General features: G+C 38.8%; 24 protein-coding genes. 19 read left to right on the top strand and 5 right to left on the bottom strand.

Translation table 11 applies throughout. The features are described 5' to 3' along the window. The first annotated feature begins 186 nt into the window (after nt 1-186). Nucleotides 187-471, top strand: a complete 285-nt coding sequence (groES, locus tag BCR25_RS14000; RefSeq protein WP_069664200.1) for a co-chaperone GroES — start codon at nt 187-189, stop codon at nt 469-471. 51 nt (nt 472-522) lie between these two features. Continuing rightward, nucleotides 523-2,151, top strand: a complete 1,629-nt coding sequence (gene groL, locus BCR25_RS13995) for a chaperonin GroEL (protein WP_069664199.1) — start codon at nt 523-525, stop codon at nt 2,149-2,151. Between the two features lie 98 nt (nt 2,152-2,249). On the opposite strand, the gene BCR25_RS13990 is transcribed toward groL, so the two are convergent. The 4 genes from BCR25_RS13990 to BCR25_RS13975 form a co-directional block, all read right to left on the bottom strand. After that, nucleotides 2,250-3,389 (bottom strand): tyrosine-type recombinase/integrase, encoded by a 1,140-nt coding sequence (locus tag BCR25_RS13990; RefSeq protein WP_069664198.1) that lies wholly within the window; start codon nt 3,387-3,389, stop codon nt 2,250-2,252. 48 nt (nt 3,390-3,437) lie between these two features. Continuing rightward, nucleotides 3,438-4,052: a hypothetical protein gene (locus BCR25_RS20735; protein ID WP_245792273.1), complete on the bottom strand. Its 615-nt coding sequence runs from the start codon at nt 4,050-4,052 to the stop codon at nt 3,438-3,440. A gap of 78 nt (nt 4,053-4,130) precedes the next feature. Further along, the gene (locus BCR25_RS13980; RefSeq protein ID WP_083242691.1) at nt 4,131-4,562 is read right to left on the bottom strand and encodes an ImmA/IrrE family metallo-endopeptidase; all 432 of its coding nucleotides are present in this window, start codon (nt 4,560-4,562) and stop codon (nt 4,131-4,133) included. Between the two features lie 11 nt (nt 4,563-4,573). After that, nucleotides 4,574-4,948, bottom strand: coding sequence for a helix-turn-helix transcriptional regulator (locus tag BCR25_RS13975; RefSeq protein WP_069664197.1), 375 nt, complete (start codon nt 4,946-4,948; stop codon nt 4,574-4,576). Nucleotides 4,949-5,211: 263 nt separating this feature from the next. Here BCR25_RS13975 and BCR25_RS13970 point away from each other — a divergent pair, with 263 nt between their 5' ends. From BCR25_RS13970 to BCR25_RS13925, 10 genes are all read left to right on the top strand, one after another. Continuing rightward, the gene (locus BCR25_RS13970) at nt 5,212-5,394 is read left to right on the top strand and encodes a helix-turn-helix domain-containing protein (protein ID WP_069664196.1); all 183 of its coding nucleotides are present in this window, start codon (nt 5,212-5,214) and stop codon (nt 5,392-5,394) included. Between the two features lie 89 nt (nt 5,395-5,483). Next, nucleotides 5,484-5,795 (top strand): hypothetical protein, encoded by a 312-nt coding sequence (locus BCR25_RS13965; protein WP_069664195.1) that lies wholly within the window; start codon nt 5,484-5,486, stop codon nt 5,793-5,795. 135 nt (nt 5,796-5,930) lie between these two features. Next, nucleotides 5,931-6,167 (top strand): hypothetical protein, encoded by a 237-nt coding sequence (locus BCR25_RS20430; RefSeq protein WP_069664194.1) that lies wholly within the window; start codon nt 5,931-5,933, stop codon nt 6,165-6,167. Further along, nucleotides 6,148-7,539, top strand: coding sequence for a DNA (cytosine-5-)-methyltransferase (gene dcm / locus BCR25_RS13955; protein ID WP_069664193.1), 1,392 nt, complete (start codon nt 6,148-6,150; stop codon nt 7,537-7,539). The genes BCR25_RS20430 and dcm overlap by 20 nt, the downstream gene beginning before the upstream one ends. After that, nucleotides 7,532-7,750, top strand: a complete 219-nt coding sequence (locus BCR25_RS13950; protein ID WP_069664192.1) for a flagellar FlbD family protein — start codon at nt 7,532-7,534, stop codon at nt 7,748-7,750. The genes dcm and BCR25_RS13950 overlap by 8 nt, the downstream gene beginning before the upstream one ends. A gap of 48 nt (nt 7,751-7,798) precedes the next feature. After that, complete coding sequence (locus tag BCR25_RS13945) at nt 7,799-8,416, top strand: hypothetical protein (RefSeq protein WP_069664191.1); 618 nt, start codon at nt 7,799-7,801, stop codon at nt 8,414-8,416. 4 nt (nt 8,417-8,420) lie between these two features. Continuing rightward, nucleotides 8,421-8,621, top strand: coding sequence for a helix-turn-helix domain-containing protein (locus tag BCR25_RS13940; RefSeq protein WP_069664190.1), 201 nt, complete (start codon nt 8,421-8,423; stop codon nt 8,619-8,621). Beyond that, nucleotides 8,614-9,798: a DUF2800 domain-containing protein gene (locus tag BCR25_RS13935; protein WP_069664189.1), complete on the top strand. Its 1,185-nt coding sequence runs from the start codon at nt 8,614-8,616 to the stop codon at nt 9,796-9,798. Before BCR25_RS13940 ends, BCR25_RS13935 begins: the two co-directional genes overlap by 8 nt. Then, nucleotides 9,785-10,105 (top strand): hypothetical protein, encoded by a 321-nt coding sequence (locus tag BCR25_RS13930; RefSeq protein ID WP_139124587.1) that lies wholly within the window; start codon nt 9,785-9,787, stop codon nt 10,103-10,105. Before BCR25_RS13935 ends, BCR25_RS13930 begins: the two co-directional genes overlap by 14 nt. A 21-nt stretch (nt 10,106-10,126) precedes the next feature. Next, entirely contained in the window at nt 10,127-10,711 is a 585-nt protein-coding gene (locus BCR25_RS13925; RefSeq protein WP_069664187.1) for a DUF2815 family protein, read from the top strand. Nucleotides 10,712-10,737: 26 nt separating this feature from the next. Here the strand turns inward: BCR25_RS13925 and BCR25_RS13920 are convergent, their stop codons facing one another. After that, complete coding sequence (locus BCR25_RS13920) at nt 10,738-11,427, bottom strand: DUF4145 domain-containing protein (RefSeq protein WP_245792271.1); 690 nt, start codon at nt 11,425-11,427, stop codon at nt 10,738-10,740. Between the two features lie 63 nt (nt 11,428-11,490). On the opposite strand from BCR25_RS13920, the gene BCR25_RS13915 reads away from it, so the two are divergent. From BCR25_RS13915 to BCR25_RS13885, 7 genes are read left to right on the top strand one after another with little or no spacing between them, the layout of a single operon-like run. Further along, the gene (locus tag BCR25_RS13915; RefSeq protein WP_069664185.1) at nt 11,491-13,485 is read left to right on the top strand and encodes a DNA polymerase; all 1,995 of its coding nucleotides are present in this window, start codon (nt 11,491-11,493) and stop codon (nt 13,483-13,485) included. 15 nt (nt 13,486-13,500) lie between these two features. Next, entirely contained in the window at nt 13,501-14,076 is a 576-nt protein-coding gene (locus tag BCR25_RS13910; RefSeq protein WP_069664184.1) for a hypothetical protein, read from the top strand. Continuing rightward, nucleotides 14,073-14,411 carry a hypothetical protein gene (locus BCR25_RS13905; RefSeq protein ID WP_069664183.1) on the top strand — a complete coding sequence of 113 codons (339 nt, stop codon included), beginning with the start codon at nt 14,073-14,075 and terminating at the stop codon, nt 14,409-14,411. The genes BCR25_RS13910 and BCR25_RS13905 overlap by 4 nt, the downstream gene beginning before the upstream one ends. Beyond that, nucleotides 14,408-14,812, top strand: a complete 405-nt coding sequence (locus BCR25_RS13900; protein WP_069664182.1) for a hypothetical protein — start codon at nt 14,408-14,410, stop codon at nt 14,810-14,812. The genes BCR25_RS13905 and BCR25_RS13900 overlap by 4 nt, the downstream gene beginning before the upstream one ends. Then, nucleotides 14,809-15,048 carry a hypothetical protein gene (locus tag BCR25_RS13895; protein WP_069664181.1) on the top strand — a complete coding sequence of 80 codons (240 nt, stop codon included), beginning with the start codon at nt 14,809-14,811 and terminating at the stop codon, nt 15,046-15,048. The genes BCR25_RS13900 and BCR25_RS13895 overlap by 4 nt, the downstream gene beginning before the upstream one ends. Nucleotides 15,049-15,061: 13 nt before the next feature. Then, nucleotides 15,062-15,349 (top strand): hypothetical protein, encoded by a 288-nt coding sequence (locus tag BCR25_RS13890; protein WP_069664180.1) that lies wholly within the window; start codon nt 15,062-15,064, stop codon nt 15,347-15,349. A gap of 24 nt (nt 15,350-15,373) precedes the next feature. After that, nucleotides 15,374-17,791 (top strand): DNA primase family protein, encoded by a 2,418-nt coding sequence (locus tag BCR25_RS13885; protein ID WP_069664179.1) that lies wholly within the window; start codon nt 15,374-15,376, stop codon nt 17,789-17,791. The last annotated feature ends 141 nt before the right edge of the window (nt 17,792-17,932 follow it).

The following is a 17,932-nucleotide window of genomic DNA, read 5'->3' as shown; positions in this document are numbered from 1 at the left end:
AACGAGCAAAACGCTCTATTCTACTATTAAAAGAAGGGCAATAGAAAAGACGTAATAATTATTTTATTAAATTAGCCAAAAGACTTGCAAAATGATAGCGAAATGAGTATTATAAAAAGTGTAAGTTAGCACTCGATGTATAAGAGTGCTAAAAATGAAAATCAATTTTGTATGGAGGGATTTATTGTGTTAAAACCATTAGGCGATCGCGTCATCATTGAAGTCGCACAAGAAGAAGAAAAGACTGTCGGAGGCATCGTTTTAGCTTCTGCTGCCAAAGAAAAACCACAAACTGGAAAAGTTATCGCAGTAGGTGAAGGTCGTGTGTTAGATAACGGTACAAAAGTTCCTACTGACGTTAAAGAAGGCGATGTTGTAATGTTCGAAAAATACGCCGGAACAGAAGTCAAATACGAAGGCAACGACTATTTGATCGTTTCTGCAAAAGACATTATTGCAATCGTTGAGTAAAAAAGAGTGAAAACATTTTAAATACAAAACTAATTTTGAGGTGAAGAAATCATGGCAAAAGAAATTAAATTTGCAGAAGATGCACGAGCAGCTATGCTTCGTGGGGTAGATATTTTAGCGGATACAGTAAAAGTAACATTAGGCCCTAAAGGTCGTAACGTAGTTTTAGAAAAATCTTTTGGTTCACCATTGATCACAAACGATGGTGTAACGATTGCTAAAGAAATCGAATTAGAAGATCACTTTGAAAATATGGGTGCTAAATTAGTTTCGGAAGTTGCTTCAAAAACAAATGATATCGCAGGGGACGGAACAACAACTGCGACAGTCTTAACACAAGCAATTGTTCGTGAAGGCTTGAAAAACGTAACTGCAGGTGCAAATCCATTAGGAATTCGCCGTGGGATCGAATTAGCAACGAAGACAGCTGTTGAAGAATTACACAGCATTTCAACAGTCGTTGATTCAAAAGAAGCGATTGCTCAAGTAGCAGCAGTTTCTTCTGGCTCTGACCGTGTTGGCCAATTGATTGCGGATGCAATGGAAAAAGTCGGCAATGATGGTGTTATTACGATCGAAGAATCAAAAGGGATTGAAACAGAATTAGATGTCGTTGAAGGAATGCAGTTTGACCGCGGCTACCTATCTCAATATATGGTCACTGATAATGATAAAATGGAAGCCTCTTTAGAAAATCCATATATCTTGATCACAGATAAAAAAATCTCTAACATCCAAGATATTTTACCGTTGTTAGAACAAATCTTACAACAAAGCCGTCCATTATTGATCATTGCTGATGATGTTGATGGAGAAGCTTTACCAACATTAGTGTTAAATAAAATCCGTGGAACATTCAACGTGGTTGCGGTAAAAGCGCCTGGTTTTGGTGATCGTCGTAAAGCAATGCTTGAAGACATCGCTGTTTTAACTGGCGGAACAGTAATTACAGATGATCTAGGACTTGAACTAAAAGATACAACAATCGAAAATCTTGGAAATGCAAGCAAAGTCGTTGTTGACAAAGATAATACAACAATTGTTGAAGGTGCAGGCGAAAAAGCAGGTATCGATGCACGTGTTCAATTGATCAAAAATCAAATTTCAGAAACAACTTCTGATTTTGACCGCGAAAAACTACAGGAACGTTTAGCGAAATTAGCTGGCGGGGTTGCCGTTGTCAAAGTTGGTGCTGCAACTGAAACAGAACTAAAAGAATTAAAACTTCGTATAGAAGATGCGTTAAATGCTACTCGTGCAGCGGTTGAAGAAGGCATGGTTTCTGGTGGAGGAACGGCCTTAGTCAATGTGATTAATAAAGTAACAGCAGTAGAAGCTGAAGGCGATGTAGCTACTGGTGTGAAAATCGTTGTACGTGCATTAGAAGAACCAATTCGTCAAATTGCTGAAAACGCAGGCTATGAAGGCTCAGTCGTTGTTGATAAGTTGAAAAACGTTGAACTTGGTATTGGCTTTAATGCTGCAAACGGCGAATGGGTCAATATGGTTGAAGCAGGAATCGTTGATCCTACAAAAGTTACACGTTCAGCACTACAAAATGCTGCCTCTGTTGCTGCATTATTGTTAACAACTGAAGCGGTTGTTGCAGACAAACCAGAACCAGCAGCTCCAGCTATGCCACCAATGGATCCATCAATGGGTATGGGTGGTATGATGTAACATCCCTTTAAGAACCTTGAGAAATCGAGGTTCTTTTTATTTTTTATAGATGTTTATTTAGCTAAGGGGCAAGAAGGGGGCATAAAAATCTAAAAAAATTATAGAGAGTTGAGTTTGTTTATGACCTGTTTCTTAGCTTTTTTCGTAACATGGTTATATATTGATAGCGTTGTATTTGCGTCAGAGTGTCCTACACGCTCCATGATTGCCTTTAGCGGTACATTAAGTTCAGATAAAAGTGATACATGACTGTGACGGAAAATATGCGAGGACAATTTTTTCTCGAAAGACAATTCCTCCTCTACCTTATGAAGAATAGCATTGAAACTGTGGAGAGATAGGGGAGTTCCCCTGTTTGATGTAAAAATATAATTGTCGGGTGCCTGTTCTCCTTGTCTGAAAGTATTGTCAGCGATAACTTGGTTTAGTATCTCTTTTGCTCGATCTGACAATTCGACAATACGGTTAGAATAAACGTTCTTTGGCGCTGTCTTTACAGCTTCCGCCATTTTTAGAAATGAATAATCCAGCGTTCCATTAACTCGGATTGATTCGCCGTCATAGTTTTTAATTTGTAGTGCTTGAAGCTCTCCATATCTTAACCCCGTTAGATAAAGAAATTCAGCAATATAGGCATGAAGCGAACGACTGTTTCTTTTTCTCACATGATCAAGGATTACTTTCACTTCTTTTTGATCCAGATATTTTTCATCCATCTGCTTTCTTCGTTTTTCTTCCTCACTCTTTTTAGGTTGTATCTTTACCAGTAAAGCGGGATTGTTAGAGATATATTTTTTTTGTTGTGCATAATTCAACATGACAGATAGAGTGGTTTTTGTCTGCTTGGTATAGTTAAGAGACAGGGTTCCAAAGGTATACATTTCTTCAACTATTTTTTGGATAAGTTCTTCATCAATGTTCCTTATCAATGTATCACCTGGAATCACTTTATTGATATGTTTCATCATCTTAGGGACTTTAGTCCAACTCGTTCTTTTAACATGCATCTTATAATAAATGAACCATTCTTTATAAAGTTCATCGAATCTCATGTCCGATCGATTATAGTTTTTAAGCTTTTCATCGATTCTGTCCGCAAGTATTTTTACTGCTTTATTTTTTGCCCGCCCAGAGTCTGACTCCAATGTCACACTGACCCTTTTTACTTTTTCGGAATAAGGCTCTGTATAACGTTCAAAGTATTTAAACTTTCCATTGTCTAACTCTTCAACCCACATTATGAATTGCTCCTTTCTTAAAAAGAAAAGCCCTAAGGCTAATCTTTTTTATTTTTTTGTTTCGAATACTTGGTTGCAATTCTTGCAAAACCATTGATTTTTTCCTTTTTTTCCAGTGAAACCTGCTAAAGCTCCGACTCCTCCCGTTAAGATAGTTCCTGCAGCAGCTTTGCCTACTGAGAAGCTCTTTCTATCATTTCCCATGAATGAAACGTCTGTACTTTGACAGTTAGGACATATTATTTTTTTTGACATCTCTTTTTTATCTCGCATTGCAGCGATTTTCGCCTGAGTTCTTTCACGTTTTTCATCTAATTGTCGTTGTTGAAGTTCTAGGTCTTCACCTTTTTCTTGGCTTTTGAAATCTCCTCTTGTGTTTATTACTTTTATATCAAGAAGAGCTAATAGTTCATTAACAGCTGAAGTTTGCCCGTTAGTAAAATTAAAAACATTTTTAGCAAATAAATTTTCTTGTTCAGGTTTTTCACCATCAAAACTAAAGTATACTGAGCCCCACTCATTTTTAGAAAAATTGAAAGGTCTATAATATATACATTGTATGTCATCGAGAGCAAACTCGTTTTTTCCTATGCTTATGCTGTCTCCTTTTAAGATAACTTTTTTCTTTGGTAAAAATCCAAATTTCGCTTCAAAATTATTCATTTACATTAGTTCCTCGCTTTTATGATATTTTTTACAAAGTTGAAAGGTTTTTAAGCTGGTAAGTATTCTGAGTACTAGCTAGCTTATTTGTTCTAAGATAAAATAGAATGTTTCAGGAAGTCCATATTCTTTTGAAAGCAGATCGACCTTACAGAGTTCAAAATCGTGTTCCTCCTTATAAAGTTCATAGATAAGTTTAGTAGCAAACCTGCTCGCTTCGTATTCTGATTTATTTTTCGTCGAGTTATTCAAAGAGTAATATCCTGATGTGTCTGTGTGCAGCAGAGCGTGACCGAGTTCATGGGCACAAACAAAATACTCCTCATTTGTATCTTGAATTGAATTACTTAGTAGGATCACTTGGTCACCTAGTATAGTTGTGTATTGACCTCTAGGATTTTTTAAAAAGTTTACATACTTAATTTCGATATTCATGTGTTCAGACAGAATAAATGGATTCATAGTACCGTATTTAATTTTTAAATCATCCATCATTTTAGATATCTGCAATCACGTCACCCTCATTTTTGTGTTTTCTTTTGTTTCTCTAGTTTCTCCCAGAAAATGCCCGTCAGTACATCCTTGACTCTTTGCTTTTCTTCTTCAGTCAAATTTTCACCTCCATAACTCATGTTCACGTTTGAGCTCAACATTTTATCTAGTTCTAGAATATCTTTTTCGGTTGCCCACGAAGGGGTTTTCTCACTTTCTCTGCCTAATAAAAAATCAGTAGAAACGTTGAAATAATCAGCGACTTCTTCGAGTTTTTTTATGCCTGGTGGGTGCTTATCAAATTTTCTCACACTCCCGTTCGGGAAATTTAGATTTCTTTCTAGCTCAGCTATAGAGATTTTTTTTTGAGCAGCTAACTCCTGTATTTTACTGTATAACGACACGTTTTATCCTCCTAAAAATACAAAACGAGGTAAAATATTCTAATTAATTGTTGACAAAGGTAAAATAATACCTTATACTCGTTTTGTAAGCAATAATAGTACAGCATACATAGGGTGCATAAATAATACTCTAGTCCGCCAAGACAAAGCAATAAGTGCGCAATAAGTGTGTGCTGTATTTCCTATGCTTACATAATAGAATATATTACCTCATGTGTCAATGGGATTTTGTACTATATTCTAAAAATATAGGAGGTGTGATGATGTCAAGCTTTAAAAAGACTGTAAAAATTGCCTTAGTTGAAAAAGGTTGGAGCCAGCGAGAACTTGCTAGGCAAATGGGAATCACTGTTTCTTATTTACAGGACTTATTGAATGGAAATAGAAATTCCTTGGAAAGAAAGCAGCAAATCAAAGATTTATTAAGCATCCAATGCGAACGTTAGTTCTTATTGGTATAATAGCGCAAATGCTAATTTATTACAAATTAAAAAGCTCTAATGTGTGTAAAAGCTATTTGAAAGGAGTGAAAGAGATGAAGAAACCAACTGTAGAAGAGCTTCTAAAACAGATAGAAGGGAAAGAGGTACAAGCTGAATGGGATCGCAGGGATGAGCTCATGAAACGTTTTAATGGTTTATCGAAATCAACACTCAATACCTATCAGAAAGAAATGGAAGAAATACCTGAGTTTAAAGAAGGTGTTCTAAAACCGACTCACAGTGTCACATGGATAAATCTAGCACTTTTCATTCTGTTTCTAAAATGGAAGGAAGAAAACCGATACCGAACTCGAAAAGTATCAGCTAAAGATTTCTTATTAAAGCTAGAAGGTGAGATATCGTGAAACTACTCGCAATACTAATTTTATTAAGCCAATCCATTATCTGCTTTTCAGTAGGCGAAAAGGTACAAGGTATTTTGTTTCTAATTATTTTGTGGGTAGTAGGTAATTTATCACTTTTATGGAAGGAAGAAAAAAATGAAAAATCTAACGTTCAGTAGAATCAAATTGAAGAATTATTTCTTGGCTTTAACTTATTTTCTATTCGGGATATTTCTATCAAATAAAATTCCAACAAATTTTCTGTTTATTATTATCGGTATCTATTTGACTGTAGGTTTCTTCCATGTGAAAGAAATGTTCAAAGCTAGAACCAAACATCGGCACCATGAACAAAATAAGGAGTGGGACTCTAATGACTCTAAAAGTTTTTGAAGCCTTCTCTGGTGTTGGTTCTCAAGCAATGGCCCTCAGGGATTTAGGCATTGACTATGAAGTTGTAGCAACATCCGATTGGGATTATCACGCTACACTATCCTACAACGCGATTCATACGGATAATCCGATTGATTATGCAAAAGATATTGAGATTAATGAAATCGTTGAATATCTTTTTAAGCTTAAAATCTCAAGTGACGGTAAAAAGCCAATGACATTGGAACAAATAAAACGATTACCAAATCAGAAAAAACAAGACATTTACAACTCTTTTATCAATACGAATAATCTTGGATCTATTATGGAATTTACATCAGATACTATCCCTGATCATGATTTCTTCACTTACAGCTTTCCCTGTCAAGATATATCAATTTCTGGAAAAGGTGAAGGTTTTGATGAGGGTAGCGGGACAAGAAGCGGACTTTTATGGGAATGTAAAAAGATTATAGAGGTTAAGAAACCAAAGTTCTTACTTTTAGAGAATGTAAAGCCCTTAGTTGGAAAGAAGCATCAACTGAATTTTAACAGATGGTGTAATTGGCTTGAGAATCAAGGGTATACGAATTACTGGAAAATTTTAAACGCCAAAGATTATGGGGTACCCCAAAATCGGGAAAGAGTTTTTATGATCAGCGTATTAGGCCCACATGAGGAGTTTATCTTTCCATCACACGAACCATCAAACAGAAGATTGAAAGATGTTCTTGAGAAGGAAGTCGAAGAAAAATTTTACATCAGCGATGAAGCTGCAGAAAATTTACTCAAGAAATCAAACAACCCCGAAGCTGTGATGCAAGACAAATCTATGCTTGGCATGGATGGCTATGTTAGGGGCTATGACGTCTATTCTCCAACTATCACGGCAAGGGAGTATAAAGAACCTAGATTAGTGCAAGTTGGACAATTGTTTCAAACCGATTCGTTTGGAGGAAATCCTCAAGCGGGGCGAGTTTATGACGCCGAAGGTGTTAGTCCTACCTTGAACACAATGCAAGGTGGAAATAGACAGCCTAAAGTCATTTTACCGGCGATAGGGGCAAGTCGAGGGCGTCCTTCCGAGTCAGGAAAATATGAGCAACACTTAGAAATAAACAGAGGTGAAGCTTCAAATACTTTAACAGGGGTACTAAAAGATAATTACGTTATCAATCAAAATTATCGCATCCGTAAGTTAACCCCTCTTGAATGTTGGCGTTTAATGGATTTTAATGACGAGGATTTTTATAAAGCTCAAAAAGTATGCAGTAATAGTCAGCTATATAAGCAAGCTGGTAACTCTATTGTAAAAGCAGTCCTTATGGCGATTTTTAGACAGATGTTTTTTGAACAAAGAGGAAATGGAAAGGGAGGAATTTCAAATGATTGAATTGACAACAGCGGGGGGCTATAAGAGATCAATTTTAGCCGGTCGAATAGTAGAGATTGCCGAACTACCTGCAGATAAACGGTCTGCAACAGTCCTGACATTAACTAGTGGGGAATCTGTATTTGTAAGAGAGCCTTACATCAAAGTTATCGAAAAGTACAAATTAATAAAACAAGAGCCTGCATCGTCTGCAAACGATACAAGCCATTAAATAAATATTTAGACAGCTACATTGTAGCATAATTTAGGAGGAAAAAGAATGTTAATTACTATTTCAATTGAAGCAACATCGGCAAGTGAGTACAAACACGCTTTACAAACTTTATCAGAAGGGCTGGACGACACTAGGCAGGTTCAAATCGCAGAACCTTCAAAGGTTGCGGTATTCAAAGAATCGGAGAAAGCTACAGAATCTAAACCTGAAGTTTTTACAAAGAACAGCTATTTCTATCACGCTGAAAGTGATAGCTATGTGATGTACAAAAAAGGTGAGGAAATCCCACAAGATGCAGACTTCCCAATTTGCACCCCTATATCCAAAAAGGAATATGATGCAGGGATTAAGCAGCAAAAAGAAGTGGCAAAAAAGTCGGAGAATACAACAGAGTCAGAAGCCTCTACGGACTCGACCTCAGACACAGAAACATCGCTAACTGGTGATGAAGACGTAGAAAACAGTGTATCGGCTACAGATGGTAAATTCCCTGATGCAACAAAAGACGATGTTATCAAAATGATGCAGGAAGCTCAAAAAGCAGGAAAACTTTCTGCAGTAAAAACAGCGCTAGGACGGTTCAATGCTGACAAAATCAGTGGCTTGAAAGAAGAACATTATTCAGCCTTTATGACTGACCTGAAAAATTTAATGGAAGGGTGATCTCATGAACGCTTATATGAAAATTCGGCGTGAGAATAAAATGAGCCGTGAAGAATTGGCTGAACGTCTGCAGTTACCCGTTGGGACTATCGTTTGTATTGAAAAAGCCACTACTCCAGTACCATCAATGCACTTCAAAGAGAATTTCAAACGGATTTTCAACGTTACCGATTCAGTAATAGAGGCGGTGCAGGAGAATGGCTAGTCCAGAAATACATGCCAAACTTAGCGCCTCAGGTGCTAAGCGGTGGCTGGGCTGTCCTCCTTCAGTACGGATGGAAGAAGGGTTTTCTGATAAATCTTCTGTGTACGCAGAGGAAGGGACAGTCGCTCATAGCTTGTCAGAGCTAAAGCTGAAGTATGAAACAGGAAAAATGACTAAAACCATTTACAACAAAAGATTTGCCCGATTTAAGGAAAAGCACAGCGATTACTACAATGCTGCTATGGATGATTACACAGACGAGTATGTCGCCGTTGTTTTAGAACATTATCACGCCTTAGAAAATCCAGTGATTGAGCTAGAAGTGAAAGTCGATTTCAGTGAGTGGGTGCCTGGGGGATTTGGGACTTCTGACGTAGTGATCACAAGCGATAAATTGATTGAAGTGATAGACCTGAAATATGGAAAAGGAATCCCAGTGTCTGCTGAAAATAATCCGCAGATTATGCTTTACGGGTTAGGAGCTTATGCCGCCTATGATATGATCTATGACTTTGAAACGGTAAGAATGACTATTGTTCAACCCCGCTTAGGAGATATTTCTACCTTTGAAATATCTGTTCCTGATCTGCTGCAATGGGCAAATGATTACGTTAGGCCGAGAGCTCAGATGGCGGAAGAAGGGAAAGGCGAGTTCTTTCCTTCTGAAGATACTTGTCAATGGTGTAAGGCTAAAGCGATTTGTAAAGCTCGTGCTGATAAAAATTTAGAAATTGTTCAGTATGAATTTGCTGATCCGAACGAATTAACCCCTGAGGATATTGCAGACATTTTAGGACGGGCAAAAGAAATTGAAAACTGGTTGAAAGACATTAAGGACTCTAGCCTTGAAAAAGTTCGAGATCATGGCTTGCATATCCCAGGTTGGAAGTTAGTTGAAGGGCGAAGCAATCGGAAAATTACTGACACTGATGCAGTTACTCTGCTGCTAGACGCAGAGGGTTACACAGAAGAACAAATCATGAAGCCTGAAAGTTTGCGATCTTTAACGGATTTAGAAAAGCTAGTTGGCAAGAAAAACCTTTCTGCCTTAGTTGGTCCATATATCGTGAAGCCTGAAGGTGCCCCTGTGCTAGTGGTCGAGACGGATAAACGCCCTGAACTGTCTAGCCTTGATTCTGCTAACGAAGATTTTGAGGGAGTGAATGAAGATGGCTGACAAAAAGATTTTGTTTCAAGGGACGGGTTACCGAATTCTTGACTTCAACGACATGAACGTCGTTTTAGAATTACAGAGAAGCACTGACAATTACAAGTTTCAAGGGTATTACACTGATATTCAGAAAGCACTTCATTCCATTGTAAGGCGAGATTTGCTTATCGATCGAGCGCAACGTTTAGGCGCTAAAAGTTATCTGGAACAAATAGAAAAGGTAAAGAATCAACTGCTACAAGACATTGATAAACATTTAAACAAAACAGCAACTGATGACGATCCGTTGTCATTAGATGACTTACTACAATAAAACGAAAAGAGGAAAATAATTATGGCTAAATTAACAGGAACGAAAGTAATTACAAATAAAGTGAGATTGAGTTTTGTGCATGTATTGGAACCACATGCTTTTGAAGGACAAGAACCTAAATACTCGACGATGGTTTTAATCCCAAAAGATGATAAAGAAACACTAGGTGCTATTAAAAAAGCGATTGAAGCTGCTTATGAAGCTGGGAAAAATGACAAGTTAAAAGGCGTAAAACCTAAGAATTTGAAAGTCACTTTACGAGACGCTGACGAAGAATTTGACACAGAAGAAGAATTTCCTGAATTAAAAGGGATGATGTTTATCAATGTTTCATCAAAAACTAAACCCCAAGTAGTTAAGAGAGAAGAAGGCATTCTAGTAAAAACTGACAGTGCCGATGATGTTTACTCAGGTGTTTATGCAGTCGTGTCAATGAACTTCTACGCTTTCAATACAGCAGGAAACAAGGGTGTTTCTGCAGGATTAAATAATATTTTGACTACGTGTAAAGGTGACTTTCTCGGAGGTCGTGCAAATGCTGAGTCTGACTTCGGTGATTTAGATTGGGACGATGATGAGGACGACACAGACAGCATTTTCGGGTAAAAAGTGAATGGAAAAAGAGAGCCCTTTTAGGCTCTCTCTTCTGTAAAATCGGTTGCATCTTCAGTGTCGTATTCAGCAGCAATATACTGAGCAGCTGCTCTTATGAACCTTTTCATGCTCTTGATATCCTTATCTTCATGTCGGCGAACATAGTGAGTTTCATCATTTCCAATCCATGTCGCTGCAGTTGCTAAAGTTTGTAGTTTTTTAAAATCAGATAAATATTGTTTGATAACAGGACCTAGAAGCATTGTTTTTATTTTCTCTGTTTCATCTGGATTATATCTGATTGCATAGTCCTTAACTAAGAACTCTAAGGCTTTTCTATATCCTACTCCTGCTATCTGATTCAATTTTTCAGATTCAGCGGTAGTGGCTTGTGAGTATATTTCTACAAAATTAGGAGAGACCTTTTCTATATTTTCTGGTAATTCGACTTTGATAGGGGGACGATACGAGTAAGGTATATATTCGCTAATCTCCGTGTAGCTATTGTAGTTGTAAGCAGCAATGAAATATTTTTTACAAGAATCATTCGAGCATTGAGCACTTATAGCGACGGTTTTCTTGTCTTCTCCGTAGCTTTGCTCGGAAACTCCTTTATAAGCTCTGGGGAAAATAGTTTCTCCACAATGAGGGCATTTGTTAGGCAAATCAAAAGTGGCTTCGCTTGCTGTGGTGCTGGAATTGTAATATACAGGAACTTTTACTTTCAAAATTAATTAGCCTCCAATCATCATATGATAATTATATTATACCAAGAAAGTTGGTGATTAGTCATTAATACTTTAAATATTGATATAGAGACTTATTCTGATGTAGATATTAAATACGGCGTATATAGATACGTTGATTCCCCAAATTTTGAGATATTACTGTTCGCCTATTCGGTGAATGGTGGCGAAAGAAAATGTGTTGATTTGGCACAAGGCGAGAAAATTCCTACTGAAATTCTAAACGCTTTGTCAAATTCTTACACTGTAAAAATTGCTTACAACGCACAGTTTGAACGTGTTTGTTTGAGTAAGTACCTCTTTGAAAAAAGTTCTCTCTTCAATCCGAAATGGACGTTTCAAGAGATGCTTGACCCTAGCCAATGGCACTGTACAATGGTGCATGCTTGTCAGCTTGGGCTTCCTATGAGTTTAGGTCAATGTGCGAAATACATCAATGTGACAGAGAAAAAAGACAACAAAGGAACGCAGTTGATCAATTTCTTTTCTAAACCTTGTAAGCCAACAAAAGCAAACGGGTATAGAACGAGGAATCTGCCTGAACATGATCCTGAAAAGTGGCAGCTTTTCATCGACTACTGTATTCAAGATGTGCGCACTGAAATGGCGATCGCAGATAAACTTCAGCGATTCCCTGTATTTGATCAAGAGTGGGAGTTGTACGCCCTTGATCAGCACATAAATGATCGAGGGACTGAAGTTGACAAAACTCTTGCAGAATCAGCTATTTATTTAATGGAAGAAGTTGCTGCAGAGAACATGGATCGCTTAAAAGAGATCACAGGGCTGGAAAATCCAAATAGCTTGAAACAGTTTAAAGAGTGGTTAGCTGAACAGGGTGCTCCTTTTGAATCGCTGGGAAAGGATTTAGTAGTCGCTGCTCTTCAGAATGAAGATTTACCCGTGCAAGTGAAAGAAGCACTACAGCTACGTCTGAAGCTCTCTAACAGCAGTACAAAAAAATATATCATGATGGATAACGCCACTTGTTCAGATAATCGGATTCACGGTTTGCTTCAATTTTATGGTGCTACTCGAACAGGCAGATGGGCAGGGCGCTTGTTACAGGTTCAAAATTTACCTAGAAACTATTTATCAGATTTAGATTATGCCCGTCAACTTGTGAAGCAGCAAGAGCGTGAGGCGATAGAAGTATTTTATGACAGTGTACCTGATACCTTGAAGCAGTTAATCCGTACAGGATTGATTGCTAAAGAAGGAAATCGTTTCATCGTTTCTGACTTCTCTGCGATTGAAGCCCGTGTCATCGCTTGGTATGCAGGTCAAGAATGGGTTCTCGATGTATTCCGCACTCATGGGAAAATCTATGAAGCGACAGCGGCACAGATGTTTCATCTTGGGGCAGTTGAGGACTACGATTGGAAATCAAATGACGGTAAAGAAATGAGACAACGTGGGAAAGTGGCTACTCTAGCCCTGGGCTATCAGGGGGCAGCAGGCGCACTCACAGCAATGGGCGCACTAGAACAAGGGATCAGTGAGGAAGAGTTGCCTGATATCGTGCAGCGTTGGCGTGAAGCCAATAAGAAAATAGTGAACTTCTGGTACAACACTCAGAGGGCTGTTATCCAGTGCCTGTCTGAAGGTGAGGTAAAGAAAGGACCAAAAGGGCTGAGGTTCTTCAAGAAAGGCGGCTTTCTCTTTATTCAGTTACCTAGTGGTCGACGCTTATCTTATGCAAAAGCGCATTTAGAAGAAGGGAATTATGGTCCCGCCATCTTTTACGAAGGTCAAGGGGACAAGGTAGCTTTTCAGAAATTACAGACGTATGGCGGCAAATTGGTCGAGAACATTGTACAGGCAACAGCGAGAGATGTTTTAGCTGAAGCAATGGTTCGATTAGATAAAAATAACTACCCCATCGTTTTTCATGTACATGATGAGGCAGTAGCTGAACTTCCGTATGGTCAAGGGTCAATAGAAGCGATGAATGAACTTTTGACAGTTCAACCTGATTGGGCTGAGGGATTACCTCTCAACGCTGAAGGCTTTGAAACAGAATATTATATGAAAGATTAAAGGAGGACAAAGTATATGGAAAAAATAATCGATGAAAAAATAAATGAATGGCGTGACTGTTTAGCTAGGCACTCAAAAGGAGAAGCCACAGATAGAAGTATTTTGATTAGAGCAGTTTTATCAGATATGGATGAGCTTAAATCATCGCTGCCTAAACCGATTGAGGTGCCTCAAGAATTTAAAGACTGGTATTCTCAAATCAAAAAGAGGTATCCTCAAAAATCAGCAAGAAGGTGTGCGCTGTATCTACTTTGTCGCCAGGGGTTCGGGTTTGGTTTTAATGACGTAGCGGATGACAGAATTCCTTATAATTCTAAATTAGGAAAATGGCTATATGAAAATATAGACTTAGCTATCGAAGCAGTTTATTCAGATAATTTCACTGTGGTTAAAGAATGCTATTGGTTGGTAAAGAGCGAAAAAGGTTATTTGACAAGTTTAAGCATCAGCCAAGGTTTTTCTAGTGGTTGGACAGGCAATTCAGATAAACATGATTCTGGTGCGATTCTGTTTACTGATCGTAAGAGGGCCTTTGCTGTGGCTCATATAGTAAAAGGCAATGTCGTTCCAGAAAGTGAGGAAGAGCAATGAAGCAGGAATATAAAAACGAATTAAAAAAGGCTTCTGATCATTACCATTCTGAAGTCAGAAGTTCGGGAAAATATGTAAAAACAGGGAAAGGTAATCTTTTACCGCTTATCTGTGAAAGTAAGGTCGATTATTCGCTAATCATCATTGATACTAAAGCGGATCAAGAGCCTTTTTCAAAAGCTACACCTGAGGAGCAAGTAGAGCGTTTGACTATGGACAAATCAGAGCCTTTATTCGCTTTTTATTTCCCTAAAACAGAAGGCGGGCTTTCTAGTGTTAATGCGATTATTGAATGGCTAGAAGAAATAAAAGACTACTTGGAGGAAGAGAAATGAATAAACTGTACAACACTGTTGAGTTGAACTCTATGCGTAAGTTAAAGAAAGATTTTGAGGAAGTAGGCCAAGGCGATGATTTCACGGTTGGAACAATACAAAGACGGTTGAGAGCGGGAAAAGAAAAAGCTTCTGCGATTTATGCCCAACTTGTTGAGGAAGATAAAAAAATACTAGGTGAGTTTCGTCTGTTTAACCGCCAAGGAATGGACAAAATTGAAAAATCAGGTGACATGGATGACGCAACTGAAATAATTTTCATCGGCATGTTAATCGAGTATCTAGCTCATAAGCATAAGCTTAGTCCAGAGGTCACTGTGGGAATCTTATTGGATGGGATCAACAAATGGCCTGCATCGTTTGAAGACGATGAACCAAGTGAAGGGGTGACATCAGAATGAAAAAGAAGATTGATCTATGGTGTACAGGGCAAGTAGCAGATGCTCGTACTTATCTCGCTAAAGTTGACGGGTATTCTCCCGAAAAAGTAGCTGAGATGTCTGACGATGAAGTAGAATGTGCTATTAACAAAATCGCAGAAGAGAACGATTTCAGTGTAATCACAAAGGATAACGGTCAAGATATTGGTCTAGTCCCTGAGGAAGCTTGGAATCAGATTACATGGTTTCAAAGATAGGAGGTATTAGAAAGTGAAAGCTTATGAAATTAAAAAATTGATCAAATTTTATTCAGCAAGTGCCACTTTGGGGGAAATTTTTGAAGATTTCGGAAGACCCTATGAATGCCCGCAATGTGAGGGCACTGGATTCTATCAGAAAAAAGTAGTTGTTCCATATCCTAGGGGATTGCCTGATTCGGGTTGGGTTCCAGATAGCATTGAGTACAAAAGATCGCAATGTGAATTGTGCGATGGACACGGCTATTCTGACAAGGAGTATAAGCCTAAAATGGTTCAAGACGGTTGGCAGGAAAATTAGAATAATTGAAAGGAAGTAGGTTATATGCAACGTCCGAAAGACGAAATAACCCCGCAAGTGAGTTTTGACGGTGAACTGAATCTCTCACTTGCTAGTACAAAAACAGAAAAACGTTGGAAAAATCGGACGATGAAATGGTCTGAGTTCCTCCAACGTTTGCAGACCCCTACTATTACACAAGAGACGGCGGCTGATTATGCGGCAATGCCAAAGAGTCGCCGTGATGATATAAAAGACGTTGGCGGCTTCGTCGGCGGTTTCCTGAAGGAAGGAAAGAGAAAGCGGGGCAACGCAGAAATGCGTAGCCTCGTGACTCTCGACGCTGACAGCACTACGGCGGATTTATGGGAGGCAGTGAATCTTCTGTTTGATCACGCTGCTGCCATTTATACGACTCACAGCCATACAAGTAAAAAACCAAGATATAGACTGATCTTTCCGCTTAGTCGCCCTGTAACTGCTGAGGAATATGAGCCTTTAGCCCGTAAGCTTGCGGAAATGTTCGGCATGGATAATTTCGATGATACAACGTATCAGCCCGAACGCCTCATGTACTGGGCAAGTCGTAGCTTGGACGGAGAATACTTCACTGATTACCAAGATTTATCGTGGGTCGATCCTGATGAGATTCTTTCCGAATATGTTGATTGGAAAGATAGCAGCTTTTGGCCTGAGTCCAGCAGAGGTCATTCAATAAGAGAGCGCCAAGCGAAAAAAGCGGGCGATCCATTAGAGAAGAAGGGTGTCGTCGGTGCGTTTTGTCGCAGCTATGACATCGTTGCAGCGATTGAGAAATTTCTTCCTGAAATTTATGGGCCCACGATGCACCCTGATCGCTACACTTTTTTAGGAGGTTCCACCTCAGGTGGGCTAGTGATCTATGATGATAAGTTCGCCTATTCTCACCATGGTACTGATCCTGTAGGTGATCAATTAGTGAATGCTTTCGATTTGGTTCGTATTCATTTATACGGTGATCTGGACGAAGATGTCAAAGCGGGCACGCCACCACAAAAGATGAAAAGTTATCAAGCGATGAACGAATGGCTGCAAGAAGACGAAGCCATCATCTCTCAGATGCGTAAGGAGCGCTTAGGCGATGCGCTGGATGATTTCAGCGGCGTTGATTTAGAAGTAAGCGACGAAGCAATAGAAACGAATTGGCTGACCTTTGACGCTAGAGGCTTGCCTGATATCAATACCTATCTGTTAGCCCAAGAGGTCGCTTCAGAGATTCCGTTCTTTTATAATGGGTCGGAATTTTTGCGGTATGACAGTGCACAAGGCATTTGGCGCAGCGGGGCAGATGAATTTATAAAAAGCTATCTGACTAATAGAAAGCTTTTGAAGGAATCAAAGATTCGCTATATCAATGAATGTATTGCAAGTATCAAGAATTTGGTATTCGTCGAAAAAGACTTAAATGAAACAAACGTCAATAAATTAGTTTTAGCCAATGGCGTTTATGATTTGAAAGAAAACAGCTTCACCCTAGGTTTTGATAAAGAGCTATACGCAAGAAATAGCCATCCTGTCGTATATGATGCCTCCGCTAAATGTCCTGTTTTTGATGGTTATCTGCAGCATGTAGTTGGTCCTGAAAATGTAGACTTTGTTTATGAGTGGTTTGGTTATAACTTCTATAGAGAGTACAAGCTGCAAAAACTTCTATTCTTACACGGTCGAGGCGGCACAGGTAAATCAACACTGGTCAATATTTTAAAGCAACTCTTAGGCTCAGATAGTTATTCAGCCGTTAGCCTTAAAAGCTTGATGACGGAACGATTTGCACCCGCTTGGTTGTACAGTAAAACGGCAAATTTCGACACTGATGCAAAGCCCGAATACTTAGCAGACGGATCCCTTTTGAAGCAATTAACGGGAGAAGATACCATCTATGCAGACAGGAAAAACCTTGACCCGATTTTCTTCTATAACTACGCAAAACTGACTTTTGCCATGAATGAGCTGCCTGCAATGCGGGATTTCACAGGAGGTCTAAGACGGCGGGTGATCATTTTAAGCATAGATAAAGAGTTAACTTCAGCAGTGAAAAAGAAATACCCTTTGGCGGTAATGCAGCAAGAAGGGGCGGGCATTTTTAACAAAGCAATGCAGGGATTACGGAATGCACTTGAACGCAATGCATTCTCATTATCCAAAGAGATGGACGAGCATCTTCTTCAATGGATTCAAGGGAATGATGTCTTATCGTTATTCATCCAAGACGAATGTGAGACAGGCCCCGACAAAAAGACTCCCGTTTCTGAAGCGTATAGCGATTATGTCACTTACTGTAAAGGATCAGGCTATAAGCAAATGACCCGTAATAAGTTCAAAACTAGAATGGAAGAACTAGGCTTTGAAAATAAGGCTGTAAAGATTGCAGGGAAATCTGTAAAATGTTGGGTCGGAGTTGATACAGGAAACGGTACGTTTTAGGTTACCAAAAAAAAGTAACCTAAGAAAAAAGGTTACCAAGTTACCAATTTTTCAAACTTAAAGAATTTTTCAGGTTTAGAGAAAAAAGTAACTTGGTAACCAAAATGAGTGATTTAAGGAAAAGGTTACTTTTTTTGGTAA

This window comes from Enterococcus termitis (assembly GCF_001730305.1).
GTDB lineage: Bacteria > Bacillota > Bacilli > Lactobacillales > Enterococcaceae > Enterococcus_L > Enterococcus_L termitis.
Note: the sequence above shows the minus strand (reverse complement) of the source record. Positions and strands in the feature narration are given on the sequence as shown.

Excerpts from the sequence above, each read along its gene's own strand:
- groL (WP_069664199.1), top strand. The coding sequence starts at position 523 with ATGGCAAAAGAAATTAAATTTGCAGAAGATGCACGAGCAGCTATGCTT.
- BCR25_RS13990 (WP_069664198.1), bottom strand. The coding sequence starts at position 3,389 with ATGTGGGTTGAAGAGTTAGACAATGGAAAGTTTAAATACTTTGAACGT.
- BCR25_RS20735 (WP_245792273.1), bottom strand. The coding sequence starts at position 4,052 with ATGAATAATTTTGAAGCGAAATTTGGATTTTTACCAAAGAAAAAAGTT.
- BCR25_RS13970 (WP_069664196.1), top strand. The coding sequence starts at position 5,212 with ATGTCAAGCTTTAAAAAGACTGTAAAAATTGCCTTAGTTGAAAAAGGT.
- BCR25_RS13965 (WP_069664195.1), top strand. The coding sequence starts at position 5,484 with ATGAAGAAACCAACTGTAGAAGAGCTTCTAAAACAGATAGAAGGGAAA.
- BCR25_RS20430 (WP_069664194.1), top strand. The coding sequence starts at position 5,931 with ATGAAAAATCTAACGTTCAGTAGAATCAAATTGAAGAATTATTTCTTG.
- dcm (WP_069664193.1), top strand. The coding sequence starts at position 6,148 with ATGACTCTAAAAGTTTTTGAAGCCTTCTCTGGTGTTGGTTCTCAAGCA.
- BCR25_RS13950 (WP_069664192.1), top strand. The coding sequence starts at position 7,532 with ATGATTGAATTGACAACAGCGGGGGGCTATAAGAGATCAATTTTAGCC.
- BCR25_RS13945 (WP_069664191.1), top strand. The coding sequence starts at position 7,799 with ATGTTAATTACTATTTCAATTGAAGCAACATCGGCAAGTGAGTACAAA.
- BCR25_RS13940 (WP_069664190.1), top strand. The coding sequence starts at position 8,421 with ATGAACGCTTATATGAAAATTCGGCGTGAGAATAAAATGAGCCGTGAA.
- BCR25_RS13935 (WP_069664189.1), top strand. The coding sequence starts at position 8,614 with ATGGCTAGTCCAGAAATACATGCCAAACTTAGCGCCTCAGGTGCTAAG.
- BCR25_RS13930 (WP_139124587.1), top strand. The coding sequence starts at position 9,785 with ATGAAGATGGCTGACAAAAAGATTTTGTTTCAAGGGACGGGTTACCGA.
- BCR25_RS13925 (WP_069664187.1), top strand. The coding sequence starts at position 10,127 with ATGGCTAAATTAACAGGAACGAAAGTAATTACAAATAAAGTGAGATTG.
- BCR25_RS13910 (WP_069664184.1), top strand. The coding sequence starts at position 13,501 with ATGGAAAAAATAATCGATGAAAAAATAAATGAATGGCGTGACTGTTTA.
- BCR25_RS13905 (WP_069664183.1), top strand. The coding sequence starts at position 14,073 with ATGAAGCAGGAATATAAAAACGAATTAAAAAAGGCTTCTGATCATTAC.
- BCR25_RS13900 (WP_069664182.1), top strand. The coding sequence starts at position 14,408 with ATGAATAAACTGTACAACACTGTTGAGTTGAACTCTATGCGTAAGTTA.
- BCR25_RS13895 (WP_069664181.1), top strand. The coding sequence starts at position 14,809 with ATGAAAAAGAAGATTGATCTATGGTGTACAGGGCAAGTAGCAGATGCT.
- BCR25_RS13885 (WP_069664179.1), top strand. The coding sequence starts at position 15,374 with ATGCAACGTCCGAAAGACGAAATAACCCCGCAAGTGAGTTTTGACGGT.